Source organism: Actibacterium mucosum KCTC 23349, from assembly GCF_000647975.1.
Lineage (GTDB): Bacteria > Pseudomonadota > Alphaproteobacteria > Rhodobacterales > Rhodobacteraceae > Actibacterium > Actibacterium mucosum.
This window is the reverse complement of sequence record NZ_JFKE01000003.1, coordinates 18,582-32,670: the sequence shown is the minus strand read 5'-3', so window position 1 is coordinate 32,670 and position 14,089 is coordinate 18,582. Positions and strand designations below refer to the sequence as shown.

The 14,089-nt window shown below is 58.1% G+C and carries 20 protein-coding genes and 1 tRNA gene; 16 read left to right on the top strand and 5 right to left on the bottom strand.

The window, feature by feature from the left end; all coding sequences use genetic code 11:
• Window positions 1-23 precede the first annotated feature (23 nt).
• From ACMU_RS06680 to ACMU_RS06625, 13 genes are all read left to right on the top strand, one after another.
• Window positions 24-470, top strand: a complete 447-nt coding sequence (locus ACMU_RS06680) for a hypothetical protein (protein ID WP_152544541.1) — start codon at window positions 24-26, stop codon at window positions 468-470.
• Window positions 467-781 carry a hypothetical protein gene (locus ACMU_RS06675; RefSeq protein WP_035257745.1) on the top strand — a complete coding sequence of 105 codons (315 nt, stop codon included), beginning with the start codon at window positions 467-469 and terminating at the stop codon, window positions 779-781. The genes ACMU_RS06680 and ACMU_RS06675 overlap by 4 nt, the downstream gene beginning before the upstream one ends.
• A gap of 87 nt (window positions 782-868) precedes the next feature.
• Window positions 869-1,006: a hypothetical protein gene (locus ACMU_RS19570; protein WP_169737931.1), complete on the top strand. Its 138-nt coding sequence runs from the start codon at window positions 869-871 to the stop codon at window positions 1,004-1,006.
• A gap of 11 nt (window positions 1,007-1,017) precedes the next feature.
• Window positions 1,018-2,283: a UDP-N-acetylglucosamine 1-carboxyvinyltransferase gene (murA, locus tag ACMU_RS06670; protein WP_035257742.1), complete on the top strand. Its 1,266-nt coding sequence runs from the start codon at window positions 1,018-1,020 to the stop codon at window positions 2,281-2,283.
• Between the two features lies 1 nt (window position 2,284).
• Window positions 2,285-2,764, top strand: a complete 480-nt coding sequence (locus ACMU_RS06665; protein WP_035257739.1) for a DUF2948 family protein — start codon at window positions 2,285-2,287, stop codon at window positions 2,762-2,764.
• Window positions 2,765-2,848: 84 nt separating this feature from the next.
• Window positions 2,849-4,153 carry a histidinol dehydrogenase gene (gene hisD, locus ACMU_RS06660; RefSeq protein WP_035257735.1) on the top strand — a complete coding sequence of 435 codons (1,305 nt, stop codon included), beginning with the start codon at window positions 2,849-2,851 and terminating at the stop codon, window positions 4,151-4,153.
• A 3-nt stretch (window positions 4,154-4,156) separates the two neighbouring features.
• Entirely contained in the window at window positions 4,157-4,636 is a 480-nt protein-coding gene (locus ACMU_RS06655; protein ID WP_035257733.1) for a UPF0262 family protein, read from the top strand.
• Between the two features lie 4 nt (window positions 4,637-4,640).
• A complete protein-coding gene (locus tag ACMU_RS06650; protein WP_035257731.1) occupies window positions 4,641-5,099 on the top strand; it encodes an arsenate-mycothiol transferase ArsC in 459 nt (152 codons plus the stop codon).
• 94 nt (window positions 5,100-5,193) lie between these two features.
• Window positions 5,194-5,412, top strand: coding sequence for a translation initiation factor IF-1 (gene infA / locus ACMU_RS06645; protein ID WP_035257729.1), 219 nt, complete (start codon window positions 5,194-5,196; stop codon window positions 5,410-5,412).
• A 7-nt stretch (window positions 5,413-5,419) separates the two neighbouring features.
• The gene (locus ACMU_RS06640) at window positions 5,420-6,001 is read left to right on the top strand and encodes a Maf family protein (protein WP_035257727.1); all 582 of its coding nucleotides are present in this window, start codon (window positions 5,420-5,422) and stop codon (window positions 5,999-6,001) included.
• Window positions 5,998-7,038 carry a ribonuclease E/G gene (locus tag ACMU_RS06635; protein WP_035257719.1) on the top strand — a complete coding sequence of 347 codons (1,041 nt, stop codon included), beginning with the start codon at window positions 5,998-6,000 and terminating at the stop codon, window positions 7,036-7,038. The genes ACMU_RS06640 and ACMU_RS06635 overlap by 4 nt, the downstream gene beginning before the upstream one ends.
• Window positions 7,035-7,214, top strand: a complete 180-nt coding sequence (locus tag ACMU_RS06630; RefSeq protein ID WP_035257717.1) for a DNA gyrase inhibitor YacG — start codon at window positions 7,035-7,037, stop codon at window positions 7,212-7,214. The genes ACMU_RS06635 and ACMU_RS06630 overlap by 4 nt, the downstream gene beginning before the upstream one ends.
• An 80-nt stretch (window positions 7,215-7,294) precedes the next feature.
• Window positions 7,295-7,369, top strand: a tRNA-Phe gene (locus tag ACMU_RS06625).
• Window positions 7,370-7,400: 31 nt separating this feature from the next.
• Here ACMU_RS06625 and ACMU_RS06620 read toward each other — a convergent pair.
• Both ACMU_RS06620 and ACMU_RS06615 read right to left on the bottom strand, forming a co-directional pair.
• Window positions 7,401-8,513 carry a tyrosine-type recombinase/integrase gene (locus ACMU_RS06620; RefSeq protein WP_051588086.1) on the bottom strand — a complete coding sequence of 371 codons (1,113 nt, stop codon included), beginning with the start codon at window positions 8,511-8,513 and terminating at the stop codon, window positions 7,401-7,403.
• Window positions 8,510-8,749, bottom strand: coding sequence for a hypothetical protein (locus tag ACMU_RS06615; RefSeq protein WP_035257715.1), 240 nt, complete (start codon window positions 8,747-8,749; stop codon window positions 8,510-8,512). The genes ACMU_RS06620 and ACMU_RS06615 overlap by 4 nt, the downstream gene beginning before the upstream one ends.
• Before the next feature lie 366 nt (window positions 8,750-9,115).
• Here ACMU_RS06615 and ACMU_RS06605 point away from each other — a divergent pair, with 366 nt between their 5' ends.
• Genes ACMU_RS06605 through ACMU_RS06595 form a run of 3 tightly spaced genes read left to right on the top strand, consistent with a single transcriptional unit; the run spans window position 9,116 to window position 10,743 of the window.
• Window positions 9,116-9,538 (top strand): helix-turn-helix domain-containing protein, encoded by a 423-nt coding sequence (locus ACMU_RS06605; protein WP_051588083.1) that lies wholly within the window; start codon window positions 9,116-9,118, stop codon window positions 9,536-9,538.
• A gap of 4 nt (window positions 9,539-9,542) precedes the next feature.
• Window positions 9,543-9,839, top strand: coding sequence for a hypothetical protein (locus ACMU_RS06600; RefSeq protein ID WP_035257710.1), 297 nt, complete (start codon window positions 9,543-9,545; stop codon window positions 9,837-9,839).
• 4 nt (window positions 9,840-9,843) lie between these two features.
• Window positions 9,844-10,743, top strand: coding sequence for an HNH endonuclease (locus ACMU_RS06595; RefSeq protein ID WP_035257708.1), 900 nt, complete (start codon window positions 9,844-9,846; stop codon window positions 10,741-10,743).
• 437 nt (window positions 10,744-11,180) lie between these two features.
• Here the strand turns inward: ACMU_RS06595 and ACMU_RS06590 are convergent, their stop codons facing one another.
• From ACMU_RS06590 to ACMU_RS06580, 3 genes are all read right to left on the bottom strand, one after another.
• Window positions 11,181-11,951, bottom strand: a complete 771-nt coding sequence (locus ACMU_RS06590) for an ATP-binding cassette domain-containing protein (protein WP_035257706.1) — start codon at window positions 11,949-11,951, stop codon at window positions 11,181-11,183.
• 1 nt (window position 11,952) lies between these two features.
• Window positions 11,953-13,065, bottom strand: a complete 1,113-nt coding sequence (locus ACMU_RS06585) for an ABC transporter permease (protein ID WP_035257705.1) — start codon at window positions 13,063-13,065, stop codon at window positions 11,953-11,955.
• Between the two features lie 84 nt (window positions 13,066-13,149).
• Window positions 13,150-14,064, bottom strand: a complete 915-nt coding sequence (locus ACMU_RS06580; RefSeq protein ID WP_035257703.1) for a sugar ABC transporter substrate-binding protein — start codon at window positions 14,062-14,064, stop codon at window positions 13,150-13,152.
• Window positions 14,065-14,089: the final 25 nt, after the last annotated feature.

Sequence of the window (14,089 nt, the reverse complement as noted above, 5' to 3'; positions counted from 1 at the left end):
AAGCGCGTTGAATGGAGACAAAAATGAAATTCACCAAATTCCTGGCCAATCTTGCCGGAGCAGCCACTTTGGCCATCACTGCAGCCACCGGTGCCCTTGCAGGCGACACAGACAGCAAGGCCTTTATGGTGCTGGACATCCTGCCGCTGAAAGAAGGTGCAACACTGGAACAGGCCTATGCCTATTTCAAAGGGGTCGAGCCGATCTTTGCCAAATACGACTTTCAGCGCAGCGACAGCGCGTTGGAAGTGGGTGCCGTAGTGCGCGGTGACGTGACGGCCAACGTTGTGAACCTGTGGGTTACTGACAACCCCGACGCGGCCTTCAAGGGTATCTTTTCGGACGAGACCTATCTGGCAGAATGGGTGCCCGATCGCGACGCAATTTTCGATCTGGAAAAGGCTACGATCATCGTGACCCAGCGTGGCCAGACGATCACCACCCCGAACGGAAAGATCAATCACCCATGAGCACGTTTCTGATTCTGGATATCCTGAAGCTGAAACCGGGCAAAACCCCGGCCGAGGCCGTTGCATATTTCGACTCGGTCAAGCCCGTGTTTGACCGTCACGGGCTGGTGCGCAGCGATGTACCGCTGACCGCGATGAAAGCCTTGCGTGGTACGGTCGAAGCGGATGTCGTGAACTTCTGGGAGACCGAGAACCCCGAAGTGTCGATGAAAGGCATGGCTGGCGATCCTGAGTATCAGGCCCAGGTTCCTGTGCGCGACACCATTTTTGACCTCGATGCATCGACGATCCTGCTGACCAAGCGGGGCTGATGACGCATCTGGCTTTCGGCTGGCCCTCTGCTGGCCGGAAGCCGTCTGATGGCTGGACCATGCCCAAAGCCTGCGTTATGAAACCGCATGGCAGAAAAACCCGAAAAAACCAAAGCGCCAAAGGCCAAAGACGGCCGCGAGGACCGTTTGAAAGCGGCCCTGAAGGCCAACCTTGCGCGACGCAAGGCACAGGCCAAGGCGCGGGCAAACTCGGATAACGAATAAAAGGCGGGCAGATGGATTCGATTCTGGTGCGGGGCAATGGCCCTCTGAACGGTGAAATTCCGATTGCGGGGGCCAAGAACGCGTGTCTGGCGTTGATGCCAGCAACGTTGTTGAGCGAAGAACCGCTGACCCTGACCAACGCGCCACGCCTGTCCGATATCCGCACCATGACGCAGTTGCTGCAATCGCTGGGGGCCGAGGCCACAGAGATGCAAGAGGGCAAGGTGCTGGCCTTGTCTTCGCACGGGGCGGACAATCACATCGCCGATTACGAAATCGTGCGCAAAATGCGCGCCTCGAACCTGGTGTTGGGACCGTTGTTGGCGCGGCACGGGCACGCGGTTGTGTCTCTGCCCGGCGGCTGCGCCATTGGTGCGCGCCCGATGGACCTGCATATTTCGGCGCTGGAGGCCATGGGGGCCGAGATCGAGCTGAAAGACGGATATCTGCACGCGGTGGCCAAAGGCGGGCTGAAAGGTGCGGTGCACGAGCTGCGCTTTGCCTCGGTCGGCGCGACCGAGAACACGGTAATGGCCGCAACGCTTGCCAAGGGCACCACGGTTCTGAAAAATGCGGCGCGCGAGCCCGAGATTGTCGATCTGGTCAAATGTCTGCGGGCCATGGGTGCGCAGATCGACGGTGAAGGAACGTCGACGATCACCATTGAGGGCGTCGACCGCCTGCATGGGGCTACGCACCAGGTGGTCGCCGACCGGATCGAGCTGGGCACCTATATGCTGGCCCCGGCGATCGCAGGCGGCGCGGTCGAATGCATCGGCGGCCGTTTGGATCTGGTGGGTGCATTTGTCGAGAAACTGGACGCTGCCGGCGTTGCCGTTGAAGAGACTGCGCGCGGCCTGAAGGTCAGCCGCAAAAACGGCCGGGTGAACGCCGTGGACGTTGTGACCGAACCTTTCCCCGGCTTTCCCACCGACCTGCAGGCGCAGATGATGGCGCTGATGTGCACCGCCGAGGGTACCAGCGTTCTGGAAGAAAAGATATTTGAAAACCGTTTCATGCACGCGCCCGAACTGACGCGCATGGGCGCACGGATCGACGTGCAGGGTGGCACGGCAACGGTACATGGTGTGGAACGCCTGAAAGGTGCGCCCGTGATGGCAACGGACCTGCGTGCCTCGGTCTCGCTGATCCTTGCGGCCATGGCCGCCGAAGGAGAAACCATCGTCAGCCGCGTTTATCATCTTGATCGCGGCTATGAACGTGTGGAAGAAAAGCTGGGCGCGATTGGTGCGCATATCGAACGGATCAAGGACTGACATGGTCGAAGACGCGCGGTTTGAAGATGGGGGCGAGGCCCCGTTGGCATTACGAGCGGTGGCAGCCGACGATCTGGAGGTTATTTCGACCCTTTGCCAGGACGCGGTTTTCCCGATTTCCGAGATGACCTATCAGCGTGACACACGGCAGTTTGCGCTGTTGCTCAACCGGTTCCGCTGGGAAGATCAGAACGCCGCCGAGCGCCGCAATCGCCCTTATGAGCGGGTGCAATCGCTTTTGGTATTTCACGATGTTCTAACCGCTCAAACTGCAGGTTTGGACCTGTCCGAAAAGGAAATGGTCCTGTCACTGTTGTCGATCAATTTCGACGAACAGAATGATTGCGGTGGCCGGGTTGAGCTGGTGTTGTCGGGCGATGGCGGCGTTGCGTTGCAGGTGGATTGCCTGGAGGTCACCCTGAAGGACGTGACGCGCCCCTATTTGGCCCCGTCGCGCAAATTGCCCAACCATCCGGGCTGAGCGTCGATCCGTCACGCGCCGCGCGGCTTTTCCTTCGGCGTGCAAGCCGCTATGCAGCGGTAACAAGTACTGCCGAGGCCCGATATGCCCCAATTCCTGAACACAGCCGATTCTGATTTCGAGGCGCGTTTTACCGACCTGCTTGGCGCCAAGCGCGAAGACAGCCCCGAAGTGGACGACGTGGTTGCGGGGATCATTGCTGATGTGCGGGCTCGTGGCGATGCGGCCGTGTTAGAGTTGACGGCGAAGTTCGACCGGCTGCAGCTGACAGCCGAGACCCTGGCCTTTTCACCCGAACAAATCGCCGCTGAATGCGCCAAGGTTTCATCCGCAGATCGCGCCGCTCTGGAACTGGCCGCCGACCGCATTCGCGCCTATCACACCCGCCAATTGCCCACCGACGAAAGCTGGACAGACGATACCGGCGCCACTCTGGGCTGGCGTTGGACACCGGTCTCGGCGGCGGGGCTCTATGTGCCTGGCGGGCTGGCCTCGTACCCGTCCTCGGTCCTGATGAACGCGATCCCGGCCAAGGTGGCGGGGGTCGCGCGGCTGGCGATTGCCGTGCCTACACCCGACGGCGTGGCGAACCCGCTTGTTCTGCTGGCCGCGCAGCTGTCGGGGGTCGACACGATCTATCGTATCGGCGGCGCGCAGGCGATTGCCGCGCTGGCCTATGGCACCGAAACCGTCGCGCCCGTGGACAAGATCACCGGCCCCGGCAACGCCTTTGTCGCCGCCGCCAAGCGCCGCGTGTTCGGCAAGGTGGGCATCGACATGATCGCCGGCCCGTCCGAGATCCTGGTGATTGCCGATGCCGACAACGACCCTGAGTTTCTGGCGCTGGACCTGCTCAGCCAGGCCGAGCATGACGAAAGCGCGCAGTCGCTGCTGATCACCACCGATGCCGCGTTCGGCAAAGCCGTGGCCGCAGAGGTCGACGCACAATTGCAAGTGTTGGAGCGGCGCGCCATCGCCGGGGCCAGCTGGCGCGACAATGGCGCGGTGATCACCGTGCGCGACCTGGACGAGGCCGCCGCCCTGTCCAACCGCATCGCACCTGAGCATCTGGAGCTTTGCGTGGCCGACCCCGACGCGCTGGCTGCGAAATGCACCCATGCGGGCGCGATCTTCCTGGGCCAATACACGCCCGAAGCCGTGGGCGATTATGTCGGCGGCCCCAACCACGTGCTGCCCACCGCGCGCTCGGCCCGGTTCAGCTCGGGCCTGTCGGTGCTGGACTTCATGAAGCGCACCACGATGGCCCGCATGACCCCCGGCGCGCTCAAGGCTATCGGCCCGGCGGTGGAAACGCTGGCTGCATCCGAAAGCCTGCAGGCGCACGGGCTGTCTGTCACCGCGCGCCTGCGCAAACTGAACGCGGAGTAGGCTATGTCCAAACTGATCGATGTCCAGATTGACGACAGCGCGCTGCCCGCCCCAACGCCCGAGATCGAACAGGAGCGGCGGGTGGCGATCTTTGATCTGCTGGAAGAAAACAGCTTTGCCCTGCCAGACCGCACCGATGCGGCGGTGCCGCCCGGCCCTTACCGGTTGTTGCTGGCGATCCGAGAAAAGCGGCTGGTCTTCGTGATCCGGCAAGAAGACGAGGATCTGGTGGGCGAGTTTCACCTGTCGCTGGGCCCGTTTCGGCAGGTGGTGAAGGATTATTTCCAGATCTGCGAAAGCTATTTCGAGGCGGTCAAAAAGCTGCCACCCTCCAAGATCGAAGCGATCGACATGGCGCGGCGCGGCATTCACAACGAAGGCGCGCGGGTGTTGCAGGAACGGCTGGAGGGTAAGGCCGAGGTGGATTACGACACCGCGCGGCGCCTCTTCACCCTGATCTGCGTGCTGCATTTCGGGGGCTAGGGCAGTGGGCGCGGATCAGCCATCCTCGGTTCTGTTCTGCTGCGATCACAATTCTGTTCGCTCGCCCATGGCCGAGGGGATGGCCAAGAAATTCTATGGCACCCGCTTTTATGTTCAATCGGTCGGTGTGCATAACGATCTGGAAATAAATGGCTTTTCCATTTCTGTTTGCGATGAGATTGGCGTGGCGCTGGAACGTCACCGCACCCGGTCCTTCGAAGAAATGCAGGAATGGGGCGACGATCTTTCGGGTTTTGATCTGGTCATTGCCTTGTCCCCGGCCAGCCAGCGCCATGCGCTGGAATTGACGCGCCTGTTTCACCTTGAGGTCGAATACTGGCCTGTTCTGGATCCCACGGGACTGGGCGAAAGCCGCGAGGCACGGTTGGACGCGTTTCGACAGACCCGGGACCAAATTGCCGAACGCCTGCTGGCCCGTTTCGGACCACCTGACGAAGAGTGATCACCCCAACCGCCATTTTGCCCTTGAAAATCGGCGCTGTGCGGCGCATTTAAGGCCACGCCCCAAAAAGGGGCATGCTGACTTAGGAGAGACCATGGCCAAGGAAGAACTGCTCGAATTTCCCGGTGTCGTAAAGGAACTCCTGCCGAACGCGACATTCAGGGTCGAGCTGGAAAACGGCCATGAGATCATCGCACATACGGCAGGCAAGATGCGCAAGAACCGCATCCGTGTTCTGGCTGGCGACAAGGTGCAAGTTGAAATGTCGCCCTATGATCTGAGCAAAGGCCGGATCAACTATCGCTTCAAGTAAACCCGCCATGCGGCTGGTCCTTGGTTCCGCCAGCCCGCGCCGTCGCGACCTGTTGGCGCAAATCGGCGTGGTGCCGGATGATGTGCGCCCTGCGGATATCGACGAAACCCCGATGAAGGGGGAACTGCCACGCCCCTATTGCCGTCGGATGGCGGTTGAAAAGGTGCGCGCGGTGCAAGCGACGGCGGATGAACTTGTGCTGTGCGGGGATACCACCGTTGCCGTCGGGCGGCGCATCCTTGGCAAACCCGAAGACGCAGCCGAGGCGGCCGCTTTTCTGCGGCTTATGAGCGGTCGACGTCACAATGTGATCACTGCCATTGCCACCCGTCAAGGCGACACGATCCGCGAGCGTGACGTTGTCACATCGGTGCGCATGAAGCGCCTGTCCGAAGATGACATTGCCGCCTACATCGCCTCGGACGAGTGGAAGGGCAAAGCGGGCGCCTATGGAATCCAAGGTCTTGCGGGTGCGTTTATTCCGTGGATCAGCGGCTCTTTCTCCGCTGTGGTTGGCCTGCCACTTGCAGAATGCGCCCAACTGCTGACAGGTGCGGGTTATCCCGTCTTGCGAAAGGTAGCGGCATGAAAGGGCGTCAGGTTGTACTTGACCACATAGATGGACGCCCGGCGGCAGCTTTACGCGTAGATGGTCGTCTCGAAGACCTGTTGATTGACCCCGAGGGCCACGAAGCCGGACCCGGTGCGATCTTCCGGGCACGCGCCGATCGTCCAATGAAAGGGCAGGGAGGGATGTTTGTGACCCTGCCAGACGGGCAGGGGTTTCTGCGCGCTCCCAAAGGTGTTTCGCAAGGGCAAACGCTGTTGGTTCAGGTTACGGGCCATGCGGAACCCGGTAAGGCGCCCCCCCTGACCACGAAGGTCCTGTTCAAAAGCCGCCACGTGATCCTTACGCCCGGTGCACCGGGCCTGAATGTCTCCCGGTCCATCCGCGATGACGATCTGCGCGACGCGTTGCTGGCCCTCTTGCATGACGGCATGCAGGGCGCTGATCCAAGCTTTGGCGCGATCCTGCGGTCCGCCAGCGCCCAGGCCGATCCAGACGAAATTGCCGACGATATCGCCGAAACCCGCGCGTTGGCCGAGGCCGTCACCGCCGACACTGAAGGCGGTCCAGAACTGCTGGTTGAAGCAGCTGACGCCCACCTGGTCGCATGGCGCGAATGGGCACAGCCTGCGCCGGATCAGATCCTGGATGCAGACGGAGCGTTTGAGGACAGCGGCGTTGCCGACGATATCGAAGATTTGCAGGGGCCGGTTGCATCGCTTCCCGGCGGCGGATCGATCATCGTCGAGCCCACCCGTGCCATGATCGCAGTAGATGTGAATACAGGCGCCGACACGTCGCTTGCCGCAGGTCTCAAAGCCAATATCGCCGCCGCGCGTGAACTGCCCCGGCAACTGCGCCTTCGGGGTCTCGGCGGCCAGATCACCGTCGATTTCGCCCCGATGCCGAAGAAAGAGCGCCGGCAGTTGGAGCAAGTCCTGCGCGCCGCGTTCCGTGCCGATTCCGTGGATACAACCCTGGCCGGATGGACCCCCCTTGGCAATTTTGAGCTGCAGCGAAAACGCGAACGCCTGCCGCTGTTTGCGGGCCGCAAATGACCTGTCCGATTTGTCAGAAACCCACTGACCCCGCCTTTCGCCCATTCTGTTCCGCACGCTGTGCCGACATTGATCTGGGGCGCTGGTTCAACGAAGACTACGCCATCCCAGCGCGCGAGGAAGACCCCGACGAAACCCCGGATTTGCCAACTTCAGAAAATCCGCGAAAGGGGTGAAAATTTTGCCCGCGGCCTCTGGACACCGCCCCGAACCGCGTCTAGAACACCGCAACCCGAAGGAAGCCTCCTTCACCCGTGCCCGGGTAGCTCAGGGGTAGAGCAGTGGATTGAAAATCCTCGTGTCGGTGGTTCGATTCCGCCCCCGGGCACCATTTAACTCTCTAATATAATTGAGTTTATCACTCATATTTCATCCTCACTTTGGTCAGGTTTGACGCTTTCCGGTGAAGGTTTGACAATCTTCGCGCGCCTTTCGTTTTCTTTTTCCAGTGTCGCCATGGTCTCGCGGTTCTTTTCGGCAAGGTTTGCAGACCGGGAATAGTGCCGCGCCATGGACGGTGTTTTCTGCCCCAGAAGGTCCGCGATGCGGCGTTCATCCAGCCCCGCCTCGCGCAAAGTCGTGGCGACCGTGTGCCGCAGACCCTTGAGGGTCAGGCCTTTTTCGATAAGGCCTTCATTCTCAAGGGCGGATTTGAAACGGTGCCAAACAGTTGAGAAGCCGTTGTAGGTCCAAGCTTCGCCGCGCGAATTGGAAAGCACAGTCTCGGCGTTATGGTCCGGCATGCGGTCAAGGGCGGCTAGCAGCGTCGGGCTGACCGGAATCGCAACCTCTTCGCCTGTCTTGCCGCGTACGCCCCAGATGGTGCCGCCATCGACCTGATCCTTCCGCAAGCGAAGCGCGTCGGACGGATCGAGGCCAGTGTTCATCATCAAAGCAAGCGCAACACGCACATGAGGCTTGGCTTTGCCCAAGGCAATATCCCGTTCTTCTATTGTCCAGGGGCGGTTAGCATAGGCGCGGTCGCGCGGGCGGCGTTTCGGAATGACGTCCTTCGCGAAGTTGGCGGAGATCAGACCCTTCGGGATGTTGTAGCGAAACACCTCGCTCAGTAGCGTCCTGACCATGTTCGCCCGCCGCCAGCCGATCTTCTTCGCGGCCTTGTCGTGGACGCCTGCAATCAACGGGGTGTCTATCACATGAATCGGTGTGCCTTTGATCGGCTCAAGGAAGTCAGCGCATTTGCGGTAGTCGCGCCGGGTGGCTTCGGCGAGGTTCTGGAAGTGCTCGGTCGCAAAGTAGGAATGGATCAGCCCGCCAAGGGTTCCGGCCTTTGGGGCTTTCGCCTTTTGAGCCTCGGCTATTGAACGAATTGTCTCGCATTCCGCAAAAAACTCGGCGGAGCCGATGGGCGACTGGGCTAGATCAATCTTATGCCCTGTTTCGCGGTGGTAGCATCTGGGTTTTCCATGCCGATCCTTGAAAATCTTGAACCCTTTGACACGAATTTGGGTCATCCTAGTCGATCCAGGATGGTTTCGCGGGTATCTGTGACCAACCCGGATTTCACATCATCAATCCAAAGATCGATATCGCGGCGATCCCAAAGAAGCGTCCCTTGCTTAAGTTCAACGGGTCGCACAGGGCATGCAGTCTTGAAGTGCTTTATTGGCAGGCCCGTATAGCTGGCCGCTTCTGATTGTTTGAGCATCCGCTTGTCGATCACGCTGATGTTGAGATTGGTCGTACCCATGTCACTTCCTTTCCCCGCACCCATGATTCGACATCAAGTCATCAGTCGATTTGACCTTTGTGGCCTTCTTCCGAAACCTTTCCCATCCGCTCATAGTAAGCATTTTGGTTTTTGCCGAGATTTCAACGAACTCCAACCTGCCATCATTCATCAGAGCGCGAATTTGCGCCGCGCTCAACCCGACCATGCTTCCAAGTTGCTTTGGAGAGAGTAGACGTTCTTGGTTCAATTTCAGCCTCGTACACTAAATATGAATGGAATCGCTTGTTCCGCACCTTCTGACGTGTTCAGATAGCATTATCTAACTTTTACTGTCATTTTGTGCAGTTTCGCTCAAATTGACAGTCGGGTCAATGGGAACCTTGCATGGTGCGGGATTTAAAGGCTGTCTTCTCGGCAATGGGTGCTCGACTTGCGATCGCGCGCAACGAAGTCGGCTTGACACAAACCGCCATGGCGGACGCGATCGGCGTCTCACACCGCGCCTATCACAGCTACGAAAAGGGCCAACGCGGAATGCCTGTAGAAGCCTTGGTCGCGATTGCCGATAAATTCGATGTAGACGCAGCATGGATACTATTGGGCACAAAATCTGTCAGAGCAGCTCATGACTTTGACGCGCTAAAGAGGATCGAGATTTCGCTCGATCAACACCTCACAGACGAAAACATCAAAATTAAGAGCGAGAAACGCGGAGCAATCGTAGCTCGCTGGTATCAGTCACACGTCGAAGGCCGTGAAGTCAGTGACGATGACGTGCACACATGGATCGAGTTGGTAAGGGAGTAATCTGGTGAACAAGGCAAGCAAACGCTGGAACATGTTGCGGCATTCGGTCTTGGAGCGCACTCGCCGCGAGGTGATTGAACCCTTTGGGCTGCTTTACCTGATCTTCCTGGGAACCAGCGTGTTCTACTTGATTGGTTTGGGCCAACTATCGTTGGCACAACAGTCTGCCGAATACTCGGTTTTTGCTGCCATCCTGATTTTTGCGATCGCCGCAGCTGGCTTGGCGCTTCCATTTTTGACAGGTGCGGTACTGACCCTACGCGCGGCCGATCGAAAACTGGAACGTCTTCAACGCGGGTGATCCGATGGCCTTCGGTATCTTCATCCATCGCAGCGACTCGATCTACGAAGACATTCCCTCGGAGCGGTATCAGTTTCCAAAGCAATACCTCTCGCGTGCCCAACAGTGCGAAGGGGACTGGATCGTCTACCTGGAGCCAAGCAAGGTCAAAGAGACCAAAGGGTACTTTGCTGTCGCTAAGGTCCAGGAGATCATTCCGGATCCAAGGAGGCCAGACATGTTCTTGGCGGTGATAGAGCCAGGAACGTATCTTGATTTCGGGGACCCAGTTTCATTCCGAGACGAGAATTCAATCATCGAAAGAGGATTGCTGAACGATCAAGGCAAGATATCCGGACGCGCGCAAGCCGCAGTAAGAACTTTATCCGCTGAAGACTTTACCCGAATAGTCGAGCGTGGCCTTGGACGGGATGAGGACATCCTGCCACGCGTTGGTGACTCGATGCAGCTGCCAGGTTTTCAGGACGCGCAAACATCTTTCCAACACATGCCCGCACGGGAACGCGTCAACCAACTGACCAACCGCGCGGTTCGCGACCGTAATTTCAGGAAAAATGTCCTGCGTACCTACGGTGAACGATGCGCCATCACTGGCTTACGTCTGATCAATGGCGGTGGCCGCGCTGAAGTGGAAGCCGCCCATATCAGACCGGTGGAGCATGACGGCCCGGACATCGTCAGCAACGGGCTCGCCCTGTCCGGAACCGCGCACTGGATGTTTGATCGCGGCCTCGTTGGGTTGGCTGACGACCTGACAATTCTGGTTTCCCGTCAGAGCAACGACATCGAAGCCGTGACGTCGATGTTTAACTCGTCCGGCAAGATCTTGGTGCCGGACCGCCTCGCCAACCGGCCAAGGACCGAGTTTGTCACCTGGCACAGAGAGAATTGTTTTAAGCATTAACGATACTGAGTACGGACATTGGCGGAAAACGCAGCTAACGGCCGGAAAGAGCCCGACTCAGTCATTGTGATTTTGTGCTGCGTGCGCTCGCAGCGCAATGAATGCTGCATATGCGAGAGCTTTGGTCTTGCCGAGCAGCGAGAAAACCAGTCCTTCACACAAGAGGTAGCATGTTTCGTAGGCTGTAATTTGGAGTTTATGCGGTGGTGCTTCACAATTGCGCGGACTGTTTGGATTCAGCAGGTTTTGGACCAGTTCAGCCGGCCCGTGAAGGTGAGTATTTTAGTAGAAAGAATCTTGCCTTCAATCAAAGCATTGGCACATTTTTTCTCGCTTTCTGGTTCATCGTTTTTGGGTCGACCGGGTTTGGACGAACCGGAAAGCGAGTGTTGTGCGGTTCCGTTAAGCCGCGTCTGGTAAGCTACGATCCGGGAGGATTAGATCGCAGCCAACTCCTGCTCCAGATCGCCCATTTCAGCGCCACCGGACATTAGGCGGCGCATCTCTTCGTCCCCGATTTCGGCATTTGTGCCTGCACCAATCGTTTGGCCAAGCGCTAGGAATGTAAAGCGATCCCCCACAAGCCGAGAGTGGATTTCGTTGTGGGTGATAAAGATGATCGCGATGTCACCGCGTGCGCGGACTTTCTTGATTGTCTTCAAGACACCCATTTGCTGCTTTTGACCCAAGGCTGAAGTCGGCTCGTCAAGGATCAGAACCTTAGCCCCAAAGTAGATGGCACGTGCAATCGCCAGGGTTTGGCGTTGACCACCAGACATCGTTCCTACGGCCTGTGTTGGGTCCGAGAAGTCGATTCCGATCTTGAGCATTTCATCATGGGCGATCTTGTTCATTTCGTCCATGCGCAAGGTCCCCAGGGGGCCCTTAAGCTCGCGCCCCATAAAGAAGTTGCGGGTCACGCTGAGGAGCTGGTTGATGGCCAAATCCTGATACACTGTGCCAATCCCGGCATCAGAGGCATCACGTGGCGAACGGAACTCGACCGATTTGCCTTCGATGTAGATCTTGCCCTCGGTCGGTTCATGAACGCCGGCAAGGGTTTTGATCAGGGTGGATTTGCCAGCGCCGTTATCACCAAGCAGGCAGTGGACTTCGCCAGGAAAAACCTCGAGATCTACCCCACCAAGTGCAGTGAACGGACCGAACCGTTTGACCAGTCCTTCGACGCGCAGATACGGATCAGCCATATCAGATACCTCCTGTTATACGTTTCCGGATGCGTTCGTTCGCAAACACAGCCGCCAAAAGAATTCCACCAAGGAAGACACGGAACCATGCACCATCGATTGCCGGGATAAAGAACACCGCGTTCGCGACGAGGCCAACTGTGATCGCGCCAAAGACAACGCCGATGACCGACCCAAAACCGCCGGTCATTAACGTCCCGCCGACAACCGCAATGGCAATCGCGAAAAGCTCCATCAGATTGCCTTTGGCGGCGTCCGATGTGTTGGTGTCAAACACCTGGCAGGCTGCAAACATGGTCGCGCAGAAGGCTGTGAACATGAAGAGGCCAATCTTAACGCGATTGACGGGAACACCGTTTGCACGGGCGGCTTCTTTGTTGTCGCCGGTAGCGTAAATCCAGTTGCCGATCTGCGTGCGGCTCAAGACAAAATACGCGACGCCAGCAATGACAAGCCACCAAAGGAAACGTGCATCAAACCCCTCGACCCATTGTTCGCCACGGCGATTCAGGTTCCCACCAAGCATAAACCACAAGTCATAAAACCAACCGAAGACATCGCCGCCCAGCAGATTGGCGAACCAGCTTTCTTCTTTGTAGTCCGGCAAGCCCGAGATTTGCGTTGACTTGTTGATCAGACGAAAGCTCACCTCCGTAACACCGCGTAGAAAAAACAGGAACGCCAACGTCACGATAAAGCTCGAAAGGCCAGAGCGCACAACAACCGTGCCGATCAGCCAGCCAAGTGCCAGCGTCATGGCCAAAGTGACTATGAAGGCGGTAATGGGTGTCGCATCGCCCATGCCAAACGGTAAGCCCCATTTGAGCATCATCGACATTGCCATTCCCGCAAAGCCGATCATGGATCCAATCGAGAGGTCAAATTCACCTGCGATCATGAGCACGGCAGCACCAGTCGCGATGATCCCATATTGCGCAATAATCGCGATATTGTTCTTCAAGCCCAAAGCATTGAAGGATTTGCCATCGGATGCGATTGCAAGTGCAACGATGATCACCAGCATCACAACAAAGGACCCGATCTCGGGCCGGCGAAGTAGTTTTTCAACTGCAGTTTCTTGCTTTAGCCTTCCGGCTTCGTTTGTATCGGCCATTTTGTGTTCCCTTCAACGTGCCACCGCTTGGTAAGAGGAACAGGCGGGATTTTCCCGCCTGTTCCAGAGTCATTGCGTGCGAACCTAGCGGTCGATCCCAGCCAGCGCGGCTACTTCAGCTGCGTTGGATGCATCCACGAAACCTGGGCCAGATGGGATGTTCGCACCAGGCAACAGACCAGCATGGTTGTTGTAGAGGTGCAGAACGATCACAGGCATGTAGCCCTGCAGGCGCTGCTGCTGATCGATCGTGAACGCAGCACGACCGTCCTGGATCATGTCCATCACGCCGGGGCTCAGGTCAAAGCAAGCCAGGTGCACGTCGGCACCAACAGCTTCGATAGCTTTAGTTGCTGCTTCACAGACGTGTGGGCCAACTGCCAGAATGCCGTCGATGCTTTCGTCAGCCTGAAGTGCGGCGGCTGTACGGGTTTCGATCTGTGTCGGGTCGTTGGACACGTCGATCATGTTCAGATCACCACCAACGCCATCAAAGTAACCTGTGCAACGGTCAACCAGTGCGGTGTTGAACGATTCCTGATTGAGGCAAAGACCGTTGGTCACGCCTTCGGCTGCGGCCCGCTCGCCCGCCTTTTCACCAGCCAGACGCTCAGGCTGACCGACGTGCATTAGCGCACCCAACTCAGCAGAGGCTTCAAGACCCGAGTTGATCGTCACAACAGGGACACCATCGTCGACAGCTGCACGAATTGCCGGCCCAAGCGCCGCCGCGTCAGGCAACGAAACGATGATGCCATCAGGCTGCGTTGCTGCCGCAGCTTCGATCAACTTGGCCATCGCAGCCATGTCGCCGGAAACGTCGAAGTTATATTCAAGTGTCGCACCGACGTCTTCAGCAGCGTCGCGGCCGCCCTTTTCAACGACAGGCCAGAACGGATCTGTGCCTTGCGTGTGTGTGATCATGACATAGCGCTCTTCGGCAAATGCCGCACCCGCTACGATAGAGGCCGTCATGGCCGCCATAAGTACTTTTTTCATAGTTTCCTCCCATAGGATGGTGTCC

What these genes read in the sequence shown, in the direction of transcription:
- ACMU_RS06680 (WP_152544541.1), top strand. Translation starts at nt 24, where the DNA reads ATGAAATTCACCAAATTCCTGGCCAATCTTGCCGGAGCAGCCACTTTG.
- ACMU_RS06675 (WP_035257745.1), top strand. Translation starts at nt 467, where the DNA reads ATGAGCACGTTTCTGATTCTGGATATCCTGAAGCTGAAACCGGGCAAA.
- ACMU_RS19570 (WP_169737931.1), top strand. Translation starts at nt 869, where the DNA reads ATGGCAGAAAAACCCGAAAAAACCAAAGCGCCAAAGGCCAAAGACGGC.
- murA (WP_035257742.1), top strand. Translation starts at nt 1,018, where the DNA reads ATGGATTCGATTCTGGTGCGGGGCAATGGCCCTCTGAACGGTGAAATT.
- ACMU_RS06665 (WP_035257739.1), top strand. Translation starts at nt 2,285, where the DNA reads ATGGTCGAAGACGCGCGGTTTGAAGATGGGGGCGAGGCCCCGTTGGCA.
- hisD (WP_035257735.1), top strand. Translation starts at nt 2,849, where the DNA reads ATGCCCCAATTCCTGAACACAGCCGATTCTGATTTCGAGGCGCGTTTT.
- ACMU_RS06655 (WP_035257733.1), top strand. Translation starts at nt 4,157, where the DNA reads ATGTCCAAACTGATCGATGTCCAGATTGACGACAGCGCGCTGCCCGCC.
- infA (WP_035257729.1), top strand. Translation starts at nt 5,194, where the DNA reads ATGGCCAAGGAAGAACTGCTCGAATTTCCCGGTGTCGTAAAGGAACTC.
- ACMU_RS06640 (WP_035257727.1), top strand. Translation starts at nt 5,420, where the DNA reads ATGCGGCTGGTCCTTGGTTCCGCCAGCCCGCGCCGTCGCGACCTGTTG.
- ACMU_RS06635 (WP_035257719.1), top strand. Translation starts at nt 5,998, where the DNA reads ATGAAAGGGCGTCAGGTTGTACTTGACCACATAGATGGACGCCCGGCG.
- ACMU_RS06630 (WP_035257717.1), top strand. Translation starts at nt 7,035, where the DNA reads ATGACCTGTCCGATTTGTCAGAAACCCACTGACCCCGCCTTTCGCCCA.
- ACMU_RS06620 (WP_051588086.1), bottom strand. Translation starts at nt 8,513, where the DNA reads ATGACCCAAATTCGTGTCAAAGGGTTCAAGATTTTCAAGGATCGGCAT.
- ACMU_RS06615 (WP_035257715.1), bottom strand. Translation starts at nt 8,749, where the DNA reads ATGGGTACGACCAATCTCAACATCAGCGTGATCGACAAGCGGATGCTC.
- ACMU_RS06605 (WP_051588083.1), top strand. Translation starts at nt 9,116, where the DNA reads ATGGTGCGGGATTTAAAGGCTGTCTTCTCGGCAATGGGTGCTCGACTT.
- ACMU_RS06595 (WP_035257708.1), top strand. Translation starts at nt 9,844, where the DNA reads ATGGCCTTCGGTATCTTCATCCATCGCAGCGACTCGATCTACGAAGAC.
- ACMU_RS06590 (WP_035257706.1), bottom strand. Translation starts at nt 11,951, where the DNA reads ATGGCTGATCCGTATCTGCGCGTCGAAGGACTGGTCAAACGGTTCGGT.
- ACMU_RS06585 (WP_035257705.1), bottom strand. Translation starts at nt 13,065, where the DNA reads ATGGCCGATACAAACGAAGCCGGAAGGCTAAAGCAAGAAACTGCAGTT.
- ACMU_RS06580 (WP_035257703.1), bottom strand. Translation starts at nt 14,064, where the DNA reads ATGAAAAAAGTACTTATGGCGGCCATGACGGCCTCTATCGTAGCGGGT.